This is a genomic window from Rickettsia endosymbiont of Proechinophthirus fluctus (genome assembly GCF_001602635.1).
GTDB classification, from domain to species: domain Bacteria; phylum Pseudomonadota; class Alphaproteobacteria; order Rickettsiales; family Rickettsiaceae; genus Rickettsia; species Rickettsia rickettsii.
This window is the reverse complement of sequence record NZ_LECS01000004.1, coordinates 126,213-140,827: the sequence shown is the minus strand read 5'-3', so window position 1 is coordinate 140,827 and position 14,615 is coordinate 126,213. Positions and strand designations below refer to the sequence as shown.

The following is a 14,615-nucleotide window of genomic DNA, read 5'->3' as shown; positions in this document are numbered from 1 at the left end:
ATTATTACTCGTCAATATACCCTTATAAAATACCGGATAAGTATTAGCAAAACTGTCTAAATTATTAAAAATAATATAATTATTGTTTGGAAAACTATTTGAAAAATCAATATCGAAATTTTTCTTTAAATAATCGGCAAACCATATCTCAAATTTAGGAATATTATTAAAATTACCGGTAAACCCATCATTTACTGCTATTATGGGGATTTTACTATTACTCATTTCATTTACAAAATTTGGAAAATCAGATTCTTGTAATTCTTTCTTATAACTATCATTAGTTAAAAGCAATTGCTTTATATAAATAGCTTTTGCATTTTTATTAATATTAAATAAAAGAGGAGTTAGTGTAAGATAAATGTCTTTATCAAGCTGTGTAACGATAGGCACTAAAGACTTAAACAAAAAATCATCTAGAACCGTTACTACTAATAAATCCTGAGGTACATAATTTTTATTATAATTTTCTTTAAAATCTTGTTTTATTTTATTTAAACTATCCACTTCTATAATTTCTGCACGAGCTATAGAAGCAATAAATAATATTAGAATAAATATATATTTTTTAAACATTTATGATTTCCATTTTTTTAAAGGCAGCATATCACCCTGTGATTTTCTATGTCATTCCTGCGAAAGCGGGAATCCAGAAAAAATAACCTTAATAATTGGTACATGTTTGACAAAATAAACATATAAAAGCTTGTTTTTTTATATGTTTTCCTAGATTCTCGCTTTCGCAGGAATGATATATATTAGTGTTATCACATCATACTGCTAATATCAATCCATATTAAATTATAATATGGTAAATATGTTTGGAAGTTTTTTTAGTTCGCTTGGCAGTACTGTTGGAAATGCATTTGGCGGCGGCATATGTTCAAGCGTGGGAAGATTTGTCGGCAAAATGCTTGGTGAGTATTGCGATCAACTAAATCACGAACCGATAGAATATGACAATATTAAAAATTTCAAAGAAAGTTTTAAATATGTAACAGCTAATTACGGCAAACCTATACCGCTAATTTTCGCTACTGCAAGAGTTAACAGACAAATAATTTCAAATCAAAATAAGCAACTAAATTGTTATGTTCTATAACCAATTCCGTAACAAGAGCCGGTAGTAAGTAAATCTCTTTAGGGTACGAGTCTAGAGCTGATAAAATATCACTATTACCGAATAATAATTTGCTTGCAATTAGCTCACTAACAAAATCCGCTCCGGCTTTTTTGGGATTCGGTTTTTTTAGTAAATAATGCACCGGATAGTCTAAATATTACTGCTCCGGTTTTACTTTTAAGCACTTTCCACAGAACATGTCCCACCGATTGTGCAATTAAATTAATACATCTATATACTATAACATTTTCGCGATAAGCTTCTATGTCGACTCTGATTAAATTACCATATGCAATGTCGTTTAGTTCAATAAAATTTTGTGATTTGGTAGTACTATTCTTCTAAAACTTTTTCCAATAATTTTTTATCATATATCCTAATATATTTATTGTTTTCAGGATTATATAATGATTTGGGAGGTAGACTAAGAGAGCTTAATAAGATGTTAATGTTCGTTAATGTAATTAAAATTATTTCTTTACAAATAGAAAGATATACTATTTATTATAAAACATATTACCATGAAATATAGCAACTTGATAGGATATAAAACATGTCTTTACCATCTGAATATTATTCACAATGACCCATAACAGCTTTGAATAAGCTAATAAAATTTTATAAAAACTAAAAAATATGACGAAATAAAATCAATTTTAGCATCTAAGAACAGCTATAATTTGTTAGGGTTACATCATACCATCACGTCATTTGATCTAGAAGCATATACACTTATTATTTCTTATGCTAACCCTAGCCACTTTACTTCTGCTAAACACGATAGATATATACATAACATCGATGATACATCTATGCTTGATGTAGCAGCATTTATAAATTTTGATACTATACAATATAGAGATACAAAAAGCAGCATGTTGCAAGAGTTGATTAAGTTTAAAAAGAGAACGATTGAGTAGCACAATAACAATGTAATTAGTGAATTTAAAATAGAAGGATTTGAATTAAAAAATTGGCTAGTTATTTAAGTTTTCAAGAGTTTAAAAGCTTTATTGAATATAATAAAATTGAGATAAATATTGAAGAACTTAATATTACAAAATTTAAAATAGAAAAATTATCACCGATTGCATATAGCGAAAACTCTGATATTACTATATTACTATTTTAATGACAAGGACTTACAATGTAAGCGATTTAAATGACAATATCATTTCTTCATAACTATACAAAGCTTTTGCAATAGGGGCCTACAAATAAGTTATTAGCCTATAAATAGCAGTGGTTAATATTAAAGTGCAAGATAGCCTAAAAATAATATTTGATAATAAATCATTTTCTCATTACGATTGAGACAATAACCTAATATGTATAGGCGCAGAAAAATTAAATTTAGAATCAATAATAGCACATAAATTTGGACATTATGCAATAGAGAAAATTTTGTACAATGCAAGTATCCCACTAAATAATAGTTTTCAAATTTTGAAAACAGATTTCATAAAAAATGTACCATATCAAAATGATGATAAAATATTTTTGCCTAAAAATTTTGACAGCTTAAAGCACTTAATTAATAGTTAATATGAATATAGTAGAGCGGCAAAACCAATACTTGATTTAAGGCACATTTAATATTAACACCAGAGGAAAAAAATGAAATGAGTAGTAAATATAACAATAGTAAAGAATTGATTAAATATTTAAAAAACGATACTATATTACCTATATTTTACTTTAATAATTATAAACCGGAACAGATACAAGAGAATTAGAGGAAGTTATAAAAACTAATTCTCATACCCATATTATGTGACCAATTTAATTATTAATTTACTAAAATTACCGTGTGTAAAAGAACAGGATTATTATGAATAATTTGCAACTGATCAAAAAGTTCAATTACAATGTATATTAACCAAGATTCTACCACAAATAATAAAAGATAAAGATCTTACTAGCGAGCAAGTTTACTACTTAGAAAGAATTGGAAATCTTATACACAGAGAATCAGATGATAGCACTGCAGAGTTCATAGTTAGGTATCTAGAAATTAGTATAGATAATTTATTGCATCCCATCGAAGATTCACTTATTATTAATGCAATGCAACTTTTGGTAGATTTTTGGGTGGAACACATAGTTCCTAAAATGGAATCTACTATTATAGGATGTACAAAGGAATATAATTGTGACACATTTGATGGAGCGTAATTAATTTAGCTATTGTTGTGTGGCACTTTTTATGTCATACCTACGCAAGCAGGAATCCAGTACTTTAAAGCTTTTTAAAGATTTTACTTTAAAAGTGAAACAATATAATAAAAAAATCTTTGCAATCAAGATTTTTTAGCCTGTATCCCTGCTTTCGCAGGTATGACATTACTGGCTTTTCGAAAACTATCCGGCACTATAACAAAAAAAACCTAATCACTAAAATTATACCTAATATTTTTTCTAGCAGAACTTATATCTTTTAAACGTTCACAAACCTTTTCAAAGACTTGTTTAGGCAAGATATTTGAAGCATTAATTTGTAAAAATTTATCGTCTTTTAATTTAATCGCAAAAGAAGGCTCTTGAAATTCTGGCCCATCAATTTCTCTAGCAATTTTTATATAATAACCGATTATATGACTGTTGTAATAATCACTTTTATTAATCATTTTCTTAGCTATTTTATTAATCTGCATATCAGTTTTAGCAGTATAAGTAACCGTAAGGGCAATACCTAGCATAAGACGCTGTCTATGACTAAAAGGAATGTCTGAAGATAATATAAATTCCGAAACAAAATTTGCTCTAAGCGTTTTATCAATATTTTTATTATATTGTGCTAACATTATAGCGAGTTCAATAATAATAAGAGTCGTGGCATCGGCATTAATTAAAAGATATTGTACTGCTTCAATATATTTTTCAATTTTACATATATTTCTATCAAATTTTACTAATCTCTTCACCCTCTCATAAATAATATCTTTTTCTGTTTCATGAGACGGCAACGAGTCAAATCTTACTCCTTCTTTTAAACCGTAATTTGAGATAATAATTTTTCCCGGTGAAAATACCTTAATCATTGCTTTTATTACTAAAACTGCATTATAATTTATGACTTTCTGCTCGTAATAACTCAGTTTTAATTTATCGATTTGCGATAATTTCTCTAAATATAACTCAAACTCTACACGATTTATTTCAAAATTATGTAAATTTTTAAGGGGATAATTTATAGACTCCATGTATATACGGCTCATTAGACGTAATGCACCGCCAATTAAATATAAATTAGGATAATGTGCAGCTCCAAATTCTTCCTCTAGCATTTTAGTAATCAGCCCGACATCACCAAAATTACTACTAACAATAATTTTTGTACCAAGCGGCAATGATTTTAATTTACCGACTTTTTTATTTCCAATCTGTGCAAGCTCAAGACTTCCACCTCCAAGATCAGCTACAATACCGAAAGCATCACTAATACCGGAAATTAATCCAGCAGCAGTTAAATAAGCTTCACGTTCACCTGAGATAATTTCAATATCAATATTGAATCTCTTTTTAATTATAGCTTTGAATTCATCTGCTTTAGGATGCCCCCTCAGTATAGCTGTTGCAACACATCGAATATTAGTAACAGACAGTTTGGTAAAAATATGAATAAGATATTGTAGAGATAAATATGTTTGATGTTTTACGTCTAAATTATCTAAATTAAGTAAATTTGTAAGATAATTTCTAAATTTATAATTAAAAATTTCCGGCGCTCCAAGCTCATCACTTTCATAAACTACAGCTCTTAAAGCATTTGAACCGATATCAATAATAGCTGAACGCATTTTACTCATTATTTTCCGGAACAGTTATTGTTTCGGTCTCTTCCGAAGCCTCATTATTATTTGCCCTAGGGTCAAAAGGTACTTGAGTAGGTACAAAAGTCGGCGGTAATAATCTACTAGTAAAAAACTTATCTTCATAATACTTAATTTTACGCGATTTTATAGGCGGAAAGGATTCTATTAAAACAATTTGCTCATCTCTCGGTAACTGTATTACTTCTTGAGGTAAAAGTAAAGCTCTTTGAACCTGAGAAACATTTTGGGTTCTAGTAGCAATATTAAGATCAAAAAATAAAGGTTTACTAAATGATCTTTGTTCTACCGTCTTATTACCGACAAGCTGCGATATTAAATTTGCCGTTTCATAGTTATTAGCGGCAAAAGTAATACGATATGTTGCATTAGATAAGAAAGAATTCATCCCGGCATCTTCATATGTTCCTTTTAGCTGCTGTGTATCTTGGATAATTAAAAATAAACGAACTCTATAACCTCTAAAATAAGCTATACCGGCTTTAAAAGTATCCATCTTCCCGAGCGTCGGGAACTCGTCAAGTAAGAACATTACTCCATACGGCTCTTCCTTTAAATCCGGCATTTTACGGCTTAAAAATTCTGTCGCCTGCTGATAAAACACCTGCATTAATTTTTGTAAACGCTGTATATTATCGGGTGTTAACCCTACATATACGGTTGTTTTGACTTTTTTAAATTCTTGTATATTGAAATCAGAAGATGCTGTAGCTGAATCAATAAGTGGATTTGCCCATAATTCAAGCGATGAGTTCATTGTAGATATTACGCCGGAACGCTCTTTATCGGCTTTTTGCAAAAATGCAGCAATATTCATATATGCAACAGGATGTATTACACCACCAAGCGTATCGAGTACGACCGCTAGATTATAAACTACGTCGTCACTCCTCATAGTACGCACTACTTCACCAAAAGATTTAGTTTTAGTAGGATCGGCTATTAAATATAGAGTTACGCCTAAAAATAAGCTTCGTGCCTCATTATTCCAAAAATCCTTTTCCGGCATTATAAGATTTGAAATTTTTTGAACGTCATCAACCATTTGCCCAGGCTTAGTACTAACCCAATCAATCGGATTATAACAATGAGTAACACCATCAGGATTAGAAGGCTCCCATACAAAAACTTTCTGCCCTTGCTTCTCACGCCAACCACTTGTCAACCCATGATTTTCAAGCTTTATGTCATGCACTACTACCGAATCACTCCAAAATAACAAGTTAGGTATCACAAACCCTACACCTTTACCTGAACCGGTAGGAGCAAATAATAAAGCATGCTGGAACCCGTCTGCAACAAAATATCCACCGGCATCAACACCGATCAGCATACCTTTCTTAGATCTAAGACCTGCAGCCTCTATATCTGACGGATTAGCCCAGCTTGCATCTCCATATACTTTTTCATCTTGTTTAAAAAATTGTAATGATTTTATTCTTTCAAAATTTTTAATGTAAAATATTATAACAATAATAGCCGGACTGAGAAGAGAGGCAAGTAGCTTCAATTTTAAATAATTATAGTCGGAAAGTTTTAACTGCCCCCAAACGTTAATAAGCCAATAAGCCCACTTATAAGCAATATTTATAGCATTTATATTTACACCTAAAGCTCCAACCTCATTAGTAAAAATTGCAACAAATGCACCGCTTATCCAAATGGTACAAAAAATAACAACCGGATGAATTATAGCATGACCGAATATATTTCTAGTAACTTTAAGTATCTTATGCCATTCCATGAATTGATATTCCTAGTTTATGCTTATATATTAGTTTCTGCGTGGAGTAATTTTTACGTCATTGCGTACAACTAAAAGGAGCGTAGCAATCTCAGGATTGTGGCCTGAGATTGTGCTTAGTCAATTACTTCATAATTTCCTCGCAATGACGTTTTTAAACCATCCCCTCAGCGTTCTTGTTCTTCTTATAATATACTTCCGAAACATATCTTTTCCCGCCGCTACCGCGTTTTAACTGCACAACGATATCTACAACGGTTAAAATATACTTCTTTACTTCTTCAGGCGGCATACCAAGATCTGCTTGCATAACCATAAGCTTTAACTGCTCAATAGCCATAGCGGGACTATCAGCATGCAGTGTTGATATTGAACCGGGATGACCTGTATTAATAGCACGCAAAAAACTAAAAGCTTCCTTACCTCGAAGCTCACCTACTATAATCCTATCTGGTCTTAAACGCAAACAGGCCTCTATTAAATCTTGAGTAGTAACATTTGCACGCCCCTGTCCTCCTTTGGAAGCCAGTAAATGCACTCTGTTAGGATGGCGTGATAGCACAACCTCACGAGCATCTTCTACAGTAATTAATCTTTCTATTACAGGTATTTCAGTGAGTGCCGCATTAGTAAAAGTAGTTTTACCGGTTGAAGTACCGCCGCTAATTATGATATTTTTCTTTGAAACAACTGCATGTCTAATAAATTCTTTAATCTTTTTTTCAGCTAAGAAATTATTTAAAATTACTGCATCTTCATCTACTAAACTCTCTGTTGCAGTATCATCAAATGCTCCCATTTTAGCATATTCATCTAAAGTTAGATTCATACCGTTAGGCTTTCTTATAGCATAAATGATTTGTCCTATCTCACAAGCAGGAGGAAATACTATTTGAATACGGTAGCCATTCGGCAAAGTTGCCGAAAGAAGCGGTTTCTCTTCTGAAATCATCTGTTCGGTAGATTGAGCGACTAAACTCCCTAATGCAAGTAGATGTTCGCTATCCAGTTCCGGTATTTGCTTAGAATATATATCGCCTTTTTTTTCAACCCATACTTCTCCGGGCTTATTAACCATAATTTCGTTAATACCGTCTTCAGCAAATAAATTTTTAAAAGGAAGTAAAAACGTCTCTAAGGCTGCAAATTCTTCACTCATTTCATTACCTTCGATTTTAATAAAACGGCTTTTGGGAATTTATAATCCTTATTAACGTATATTCTAACCGGCGTACCTTGATTAACCGTTGTCGTCGGCTTAAACTGCTGCTGAGTTATCATATTTTTTACAACATTCGTTACATCCGTAAAAGCTTGAGTAGAAGCTTGTTGTGCTTGCGTCGGAGTTGATGCTATAGAGGTAGTAGTAAGCAAACTTGAAGCTGCCGTATTAACTGCTTGTACTAAGGTTTGAAGTCTCTGCTCAGCAGTATTCGCTGAAGAAGGAGTTTCTGCGGTTGTACATGCTTGAGTCATAGTAGTATAAGCAGTCGAAGTTTTATCGGTAATAGCAGCAAGTATATTAGTACAAATTGTAACTATCCTAGTATTTGCATCCATAGCGGTATTAAACGCAATAGTTTGAGCAATATTTAACAATTGTTTTGCCGTAGCACTATTGGTAGCCGCTGCCTGAGAAGCTATAGGAGGCGGCACTAACTTATCAAGGACTTTAGCAAGCCCTATATTAAAGCCGGATTGTAATACGGCATTTGCAAATTGTTCTTTATATTTATTATCAACTCTTCCTTGTAATCCCGGTCTACCTAAATTATCAACTGCAGGTGAGTCGAATTCTATAGTATAACCGCTCGTTAAATCGATTCTATCCCATATTATAGAAACTCTACCATAACTATCGGACGAAGTTGAGGTTGCATATTTACCGAATATTTTTGACCCTTTCGGTATCAATATCACTTTATCTTTCTCAGAAAATACGTCTCTACTAATAATGGCTCTTATTTCACCGCCTAGATCACTATTTATTGCCGTCTCAAGGACTGCATCAATTAATTTACCGCGTCCGAGAACCAAAGACATATCACCACGATCTTTAAAGGTCGTTTCTGCCGTAATCTGTTCCGGTGTTTTTTTAGGCTCTACACCACCAATTAACACTATAGCTGATTTTCTTTTTGCTTCACGACGTTGCTTCTCTGCATCGCTCTCAACTAACGTTCCTGAAGTTGAAGGCAACGAAACCGGCGGCAATGGAAGCGTTTTGTCTTTATTCTCTTCTACAGGAGTAGTAGGAGGTAAGACCGGTGGAACTTTTACTACCGGAGGGAGAGGCGGTGGAGGAGCGGTGGGCGTCTCAAGCTTAGGCGGATCAGGTAACTTTGGAATCTCCGGAATATTATCATCAACTTCCATAACAGGTTTTACAATATTACTCGGTATCTGAGTCTCCGGTATTTCTTCTTTTTCAGTACTGAAAAAAAGAGTATAAAAAATATATATAAAAATACCACAAATTACGACTACTATCGCAATACTCTTATTAAAGCTAACCGCAACTTTTGATAATTCTCTTTGTACTTCAGGAGAATCTGCTCCTGATAAAGCACCGGTATTATGATTGTTATTTTGCTCTTCAGCCATATCTCAATTATATTAGTTAAAGTGTTTTTATTGTCATTGTTGTGTGGATCGATTTTTCTGTCATTGCGAGGAAACCCCAGAGCAGTTGTACGTCCGCAATCTCAGGAGTTTGTATTATTTCATAAGATTGCCACGCAGCCTACGGCTGCTCGCAATGACATATCTACGCAGAAATGACATCGATTAAAATCTTGCCATGTAATTACTATTTTTCTTAGGGTAGTAAAATTTAATTACATATACTAAATCCCTTTCGTTACCCATCATAAGTTCCGTAGAAGCGATATCAAATTCATATATTCTTTTATTAGTTATAATAGTCATATTTGTACGAATATCTTTTTCAAGAGGCTTAATAAATAATCTATTTGCCAAAGGAGTTATTTTCCAAGCATAAGCATCCCCAAGAATTATATTTTGGACTTCTTCGTTTTTAGCAAATTCTATATGCGATTGAAAGCCAAAATGCAAAACTAATAAATAAACTTCATTTGGATTATATATATAAGTTTTTATCCTATTATCTTTAGTGATAGATAAATCATCTACATAATTATTACTATTATTACATGGATCATCTACAAGTGGACATTCTCGTTGTACTGTAAAACTGCTTAATAATATAAAAACTAAAAAATAAAATCTAACTATTGTCATCGTCTACCCTATATCCGTTCACTTGAAACCCTACCGGATTTACATCAAGTTCTGAATCTGTTAATTGCATAGGCACATAAGCATAACTTATTACCGCTATTTTATTATAAACTAATTGGTTTCCTGATGTTTCATTTACAGAAAATCTAACTATATATTTATCTGCTGCGATTTTTGACCATGATTTTATTACTAAAAATGTAGTATTTGCTTCTTTATATTTTAAAGTAGGATCAAAATCTTTATTTCTTATATAGCCAAGATAATTGTAATAAACACTGCTTGTTGAAAATAATCTTATTGTCGTACGAGCTATCGTTGCAAAATCAACCGGATTATATGTTTCCCGTGCCGTTATGTATTTCTTTATAAAATACCTTGTAAGAGACTCATCCGCCGTTAACACTGGTGATGAAATAGGTTCTACCACTGAGGCACGTCCGGTATTACTATTAAGCTGAATAACAAAAGGCTCAAACTGTTTAGATTTCACTACAAAGGCTATTACTAAAGTTGCTATCACCATAAAAATGGTTAGTAGTATTATTAATATGATAAGTAAGTTACGTTGAACAAGTAACTTATCAGATCGCTCTTCATACCAATTCTGAGTAATTTTTAAAGGATTAGCCGATTTAATACTTTCTTGCGTTTGTGTATCTCCTGAACCGCTTTGCGAGTTATTACTTGATTTAAAGAAGCCAAATATATGATTCATATCAAAGGTATTTTTCTTATTACATTGTTATTGTGTAAAACTATTACTTTTATACTATATTTACTGAATTAACAGGTCTTCTTATACAAGGATTTACGCTTACACCCGAACCATCATCTATATCAGCAGAAACACACGGGCTTTTAATTTCATAAGGAGCTGAAGGGGTACATGACAACAATTGAGCAAGCATAATTAATACTAATAGAAGCTTTAATGATTTTAACATTCTAATTATACATTATTAAATTATCTTGTTACTATTTTAAAATTACCTTACTATACAATAGTTCACAAGCATTTTTTACAAAAATCTATTTATAAATAAAAAAAATATTAAAAAGATTGTAAACGATTATACTCTGAAGTAAATAAAGAGTAGTTATACGAAGTTCAGCTTAGGAGAAGAGCGTATACTTAATACATGGCTACCTGCAGTCTTATAAAGACATTGTCGCCAATTTTTCAAGTGGGATGAGTATAACATGATAACTACCGTCAATAATTGTTATTGTATAATTTTAATTTTAAAGTTAAACAATATTTGGTATTGTAGCAACAATATAAACTTATTTTATAGCTTAAATAACATTAAATTCAATCATAATCATATTATAATAATTATGATAGAGTGTTAAAACAGAATAAAATTAGATATTAATCTAGTAATTATGGACCCATTAACCAACGCAATACAAGAATATATCAAATCCGGCGAATATTTTATTGATGCAAAAAAATGGTATAATTTTAAGTATATCTTACCGTTCAGTCATAGAAGTCTTCTGCTTTTAATATGCACGATTTTTACCTTATTATTAACCTTAATTTGTATAAATATCAACATATTGCTACCTATAAACAAAAAAGTAAATTATTTAATAAAAGATGATGCCGAAAAACAAGCTGCCGTTACTAATACTAAACATTCAACATTAGTAAAGCCTTATACCTCTATTGCAAATATTATGCTTCAGAATTATGTAAACCAACGAGAAGAATACAATTACGATATATTAAAAGAACAATTTACCTTTATCAAAAATGCTTCTACGCGTATTGTTTATATGCAATTTGCTAATTTTATGAATATTGATAACCCATTATCACCGGTCATAAGATATCAAAAACTATATAGACGCTCAATTAATATATTATCAATTAACAATATAAACGATAACGAGGCAGTTGTTACTTTTGAATCATTGGCAAAAAATAGTACGGATGCAATTTTAGAAAATATGGTATGGGAAGCAAGAATCGGATTTATAATGGATTCTATCAGTACAAATACATCACCTGATATGCCGTTCAATTTTACCGTTACTAGTTACAAACTAAAGTTATTAAGGAATAAAAATCAGAAATAAGATGAAGCAACTAATAATATTTTGTACTTTTATAATACTTACATTAGATGTATTTGCTCTTACTATATCACGACCTCTAGGTCGAGACCCACGTCTCAGAGTTATGACTTATAACCCTGACGATGTTTTCAAATTCACAGGATATTACGGCTATCAAGCAAGTATAGAACTAGCAAGAGACGAGGAAATAGTAAGTATTTCTATGGGAGATACTACTTCATGGCAAATAGTACCTGCCGGTCATAGGATTTTTATTAAACCGATGGAACCGGATGCTACTACTAATATGACTTTAATTACTAATAAACGGACGTACTTCTTTGAACTATATGCCGCCGAAACTCTTGATATGCGTGATCCTGAAATGGTCTTTAACGTAAAGTTTCTTTATCCGGATGACGAAAATGACAATATGAGCGGTCATATGCAAACTTTTTCTGCTGCCCTAGCAAGTCCCGACCTGACTCATCCTGAAAAATATAACTTTAATTACTATATTAGCGGCAGCGAAGAAATAGCTCCTATTAAAATTTTTGATGACGGTGAGTTTACTTATCTGCAATTTAGAGATAAAAACGCTGAAATTTCCGGTATTTTTGCTGTAGATGATTCACTTCGAGAATCTTTAGTAAATTATCGCCTTGCTCAAGATAATCCTAATATGGTGATCCTTGAACAGGTTTTTCCTAAGCTCGCTATACGTAAGGGCAAAAAAGTCACATGCGTATTTAATCACTCTTTCAAAGCGTATTAATGTCTACCAACGTCACTGCGGCAATGACGATGAAACTGATTCACGTAACAATACTTTTCTTACAATAACAACATAATTATGCATAATTTAATATATTTCTTTGCCTTGATCTTACTCACTAGCGGCTTATTTATAATGCTTACAAGTCGTAATTATATTCATAAAATTATCGGGCTTGGAATCTTTCAAAGTTCGGTGTTAGTATTTTATTTAAGTATCGGAAAAATTAAAACAGGCGGTGTACCTATTTTCCAAGAGGGCATCACTACTTACACTAGCCCTTTGCCTCATGTATTAATGCTAACTGCTATAGTAGTTGGGTTTGCTACTCTTAGCGTAGCTTTAAGTTTAATATATCAAATTTATAAACATTGTGGTACAATATCAGAAAATGAAATTAATTTTGATAAATGATTCTAGCTCACCATGTCCCTATCATACAAATATTATTCCCTTTATTTGGGGCTTTACTCTCAATAATATCTTTTCGCTTTATTACCTTTGCACGAATAATTACTACGATTTGTATTTTATCTAGCCTTTTGGTCAGTGTTTATGGATATAGCATTATACAAAATACGGAGCTATCTTACACCATGGGAGGATGGACTTCAAAAATAGGAATAGAATATCGGCTAAATGCACTAAACCAAGCTATTATTATTTATCTTAACTTAGTTTTATTATTCTTTTTAGTTTTTTGTCATAAGATTACTAATCAAACTATCTTAAAATATATAAACAATAATAGAAAATCTTTATTTTACGGTATATTATTATTCGCTCATACGGGCTATTTAGGGATGATGGCTACTCACGATTTTTTTAATCTATATATATTTATAGAGATTTCGGCACTTAGTAGCTATGTCCTAATAGCCTCAGGTAATAATCCAAAATCTTTAATCGGAGCTTTTGATTATTTGATAATAGGTAGTATTGGTGCAACTCTTATTCTTATATCTATAGGATTTTTGCTAAGCATTACGGGTAGTTTGAATATGGCAGAAATTGCAGCGTATTTACAAACACATACTAATTCCCGTATAATCACTATAGCTATCGGTTTTTTCTTAATAGGTGCTATTTTAAAAACAGCTTTTTTCCCTATGCATTTTTGGATGATGAGAGCTTATAATAACACGGCTTCAGTTATTTTAGTATATTTAGCAGGGATTTCTACTATAATAGGAATATATACAATATATAAATTTACTTATATTATTATAGGCTATGAGCCAATTAAAATGGCTATTACAAATTTTATAAAACCTATCGCTTTATCTACTCTTATTATAGCCCCATATTTTGCTTACCAAACAAAAGATTTCAAGAATATTATAATTTATTCATGTTGCACTCAAATAGGTTACGTATTTTTATTATACGTAACCGAAAATGGTATAATAGTTTTACCAAGTTTATTACTTGCGGATAGTATAAATAAAATAGCTCTTTTCTTGATAGATGCTTATAATGGAAGCTATAAAAGAGAGCCTAACAAAGTTTTAATAATAATTGCTATTATGTGCAGCTGTGGCTTACCTATCAGTCCATTATTTTTTATCAAAGTAAATATTCTTGAATTATTATTAACACAAAATCTACTATTAGATTTTATTATAATTTTACTTAGCTCCGTAGGATCGTTATTTTACCATTATAAAATGGTACTATTGTCATTCCCGCGAAAGCGGGAATCCAGTAATTAAAAAATATAAACACAGTAAGTTTTTAAAACTAAAAGCACGATTTATCTCGCTTTTTCTGGATTGCCCCACTTTTAGCTAGGCATGACATAGAAAGCCATAC

At 31.5% G+C, this 14,615-nt stretch carries 15 protein-coding genes and 2 pseudogenes; 8 read left to right on the top strand and 9 right to left on the bottom strand.

All coding sequences use genetic code 11. The annotated features are described in order from the left end of the window. The coding region (locus tag BG75_RS09550; protein ID WP_252903593.1) for a hypothetical protein at nt 1–576 on the bottom strand (576 nt) is incomplete at its 3' end. Between the two features lie 241 nt (nt 577–817). Here BG75_RS09550 and BG75_RS02555 point away from each other — a divergent pair. Beyond that, complete coding sequence (locus tag BG75_RS02555; protein ID WP_062811864.1) at nt 818–1,102, top strand: hypothetical protein; 285 nt, start codon at nt 818–820, stop codon at nt 1,100–1,102. Here the strand turns inward: BG75_RS02555 and BG75_RS09545 are convergent. Beyond that, nucleotides 1,074–1,434: pseudogene (locus tag BG75_RS09545) on the bottom strand (phage portal protein); the annotation flags it as partial. The gene BG75_RS02555 and the pseudogene BG75_RS09545 sit on opposite strands and share 29 nt — an antisense overlap. Nucleotides 1,435–1,803: 369 nt before the next feature. On the opposite strand from BG75_RS09545, the gene BG75_RS02545 reads away from it, so the two are divergent. From BG75_RS02545 to BG75_RS10530, 3 genes and pseudogenes are all read left to right on the top strand, one after another. Then, the gene (locus BG75_RS02545; protein WP_062811336.1) at nt 1,804–2,043 is read left to right on the top strand and encodes a hypothetical protein; all 240 of its coding nucleotides are present in this window, start codon (nt 1,804–1,806) and stop codon (nt 2,041–2,043) included. Nucleotides 2,044–2,096: 53 nt separating this feature from the next. Continuing rightward, on the top strand, nt 2,097–2,255 hold the full coding sequence (locus BG75_RS08195) for a hypothetical protein (RefSeq protein ID WP_156468965.1): 159 nt from the start codon (nt 2,097–2,099) through the stop codon (nt 2,253–2,255). 1,074 nt (nt 2,256–3,329) lie between these two features. Then, nucleotides 3,330–3,514 (top strand): annotated as a pseudogene (locus tag BG75_RS10530) (hypothetical protein). Here BG75_RS10530 and BG75_RS02535 read toward each other — a convergent pair. The 7 genes from BG75_RS02535 to BG75_RS02505 all read right to left on the bottom strand — a co-directional run bounded on the left by BG75_RS02535 (nt 3,511) and on the right by BG75_RS02505 (nt 10,908). Continuing rightward, entirely contained in the window at nt 3,511–4,923 is a 1,413-nt protein-coding gene (locus BG75_RS02535) for a Ppx/GppA phosphatase family protein (RefSeq protein WP_062811863.1), read from the bottom strand. The pseudogene BG75_RS10530 and the gene BG75_RS02535 sit on opposite strands and share 4 nt — an antisense overlap. Before the next feature lies 1 nt (nt 4,924). Further along, nucleotides 4,925–6,700, bottom strand: coding sequence for a type IV secretory system conjugative DNA transfer family protein (locus tag BG75_RS02530; RefSeq protein ID WP_062811335.1), 1,776 nt, complete (start codon nt 6,698–6,700; stop codon nt 4,925–4,927). 154 nt (nt 6,701–6,854) lie between these two features. After that, complete coding sequence (gene virB11 / locus BG75_RS02525; RefSeq protein ID WP_062811334.1) at nt 6,855–7,859, bottom strand: P-type DNA transfer ATPase VirB11; 1,005 nt, start codon at nt 7,857–7,859, stop codon at nt 6,855–6,857. Then, nucleotides 7,856–9,304 carry a TrbI/VirB10 family protein gene (locus BG75_RS02520; protein ID WP_062811333.1) on the bottom strand — a complete coding sequence of 483 codons (1,449 nt, stop codon included), beginning with the start codon at nt 9,302–9,304 and terminating at the stop codon, nt 7,856–7,858. Before BG75_RS02520 ends, virB11 begins: the two co-directional genes overlap by 4 nt. A 183-nt stretch (nt 9,305–9,487) precedes the next feature. After that, the gene (locus BG75_RS02515; RefSeq protein ID WP_062811332.1) at nt 9,488–9,961 is read right to left on the bottom strand and encodes a TrbG/VirB9 family P-type conjugative transfer protein; all 474 of its coding nucleotides are present in this window, start codon (nt 9,959–9,961) and stop codon (nt 9,488–9,490) included. Further along, on the bottom strand, nt 9,948–10,679 hold the full coding sequence (locus BG75_RS02510) for a virB8 family protein (RefSeq protein WP_062811331.1): 732 nt from the start codon (nt 10,677–10,679) through the stop codon (nt 9,948–9,950). Before BG75_RS02510 ends, BG75_RS02515 begins: the two co-directional genes overlap by 14 nt. A 49-nt stretch (nt 10,680–10,728) precedes the next feature. Further along, nucleotides 10,729–10,908, bottom strand: a complete 180-nt coding sequence (locus tag BG75_RS02505; protein ID WP_062811330.1) for a DUF2706 domain-containing protein — start codon at nt 10,906–10,908, stop codon at nt 10,729–10,731. Between the two features lie 442 nt (nt 10,909–11,350). Between BG75_RS02505 and BG75_RS02500 the strand changes: the two genes are divergently transcribed. The 4 genes from BG75_RS02500 to BG75_RS02485 all read left to right on the top strand — a co-directional run bounded on the left by BG75_RS02500 (nt 11,351) and on the right by BG75_RS02485 (nt 14,515). Beyond that, nucleotides 11,351–12,049, top strand: coding sequence for a virB8 family protein (locus BG75_RS02500; RefSeq protein WP_062811329.1), 699 nt, complete (start codon nt 11,351–11,353; stop codon nt 12,047–12,049). Between the two features lies 1 nt (nt 12,050). Then, a complete protein-coding gene (gene virB9 / locus BG75_RS02495) occupies nt 12,051–12,803 on the top strand; it encodes a P-type conjugative transfer protein VirB9 (protein ID WP_062811328.1) in 753 nt (250 codons plus the stop codon). Between the two features lie 78 nt (nt 12,804–12,881). After that, nucleotides 12,882–13,217 carry a Na+/H+ antiporter subunit C gene (locus BG75_RS02490; RefSeq protein ID WP_062811327.1) on the top strand — a complete coding sequence of 112 codons (336 nt, stop codon included), beginning with the start codon at nt 12,882–12,884 and terminating at the stop codon, nt 13,215–13,217. Continuing rightward, entirely contained in the window at nt 13,214–14,515 is a 1,302-nt protein-coding gene (locus BG75_RS02485) for a proton-conducting transporter membrane subunit (RefSeq protein WP_062811326.1), read from the top strand. Before BG75_RS02490 ends, BG75_RS02485 begins: the two co-directional genes overlap by 4 nt. Nucleotides 14,516–14,615 lie beyond the last annotated feature (100 nt).

Excerpts from the sequence above, each read along its gene's own strand:
- BG75_RS02530 (WP_062811335.1), bottom strand. The coding sequence starts at position 6,700 with ATGGAATGGCATAAGATACTTAAAGTTACTAGAAATATATTCGGTCAT.
- BG75_RS02535 (WP_062811863.1), bottom strand. The coding sequence starts at position 4,923 with ATGCGTTCAGCTATTATTGATATCGGTTCAAATGCTTTAAGAGCTGTA.
- BG75_RS02515 (WP_062811332.1), bottom strand. The coding sequence starts at position 9,961 with ATGACAATAGTTAGATTTTATTTTTTAGTTTTTATATTATTAAGCAGT.
- BG75_RS02500 (WP_062811329.1), top strand. The coding sequence starts at position 11,351 with ATGGACCCATTAACCAACGCAATACAAGAATATATCAAATCCGGCGAA.
- BG75_RS02555 (WP_062811864.1), top strand. The coding sequence starts at position 818 with ATGTTTGGAAGTTTTTTTAGTTCGCTTGGCAGTACTGTTGGAAATGCA.
- BG75_RS02505 (WP_062811330.1), bottom strand. The coding sequence starts at position 10,908 with ATGTTAAAATCATTAAAGCTTCTATTAGTATTAATTATGCTTGCTCAA.
- virB9 (WP_062811328.1), top strand. The coding sequence starts at position 12,051 with ATGAAGCAACTAATAATATTTTGTACTTTTATAATACTTACATTAGAT.
- virB11 (WP_062811334.1), bottom strand. The coding sequence starts at position 7,859 with ATGAGTGAAGAATTTGCAGCCTTAGAGACGTTTTTACTTCCTTTTAAA.
- BG75_RS02520 (WP_062811333.1), bottom strand. The coding sequence starts at position 9,304 with ATGGCTGAAGAGCAAAATAACAATCATAATACCGGTGCTTTATCAGGA.
- BG75_RS02490 (WP_062811327.1), top strand. The coding sequence starts at position 12,882 with ATGCATAATTTAATATATTTCTTTGCCTTGATCTTACTCACTAGCGGC.
- BG75_RS02510 (WP_062811331.1), bottom strand. The coding sequence starts at position 10,679 with ATGAATCATATATTTGGCTTCTTTAAATCAAGTAATAACTCGCAAAGC.
- BG75_RS02485 (WP_062811326.1), top strand. The coding sequence starts at position 13,214 with ATGATTCTAGCTCACCATGTCCCTATCATACAAATATTATTCCCTTTA.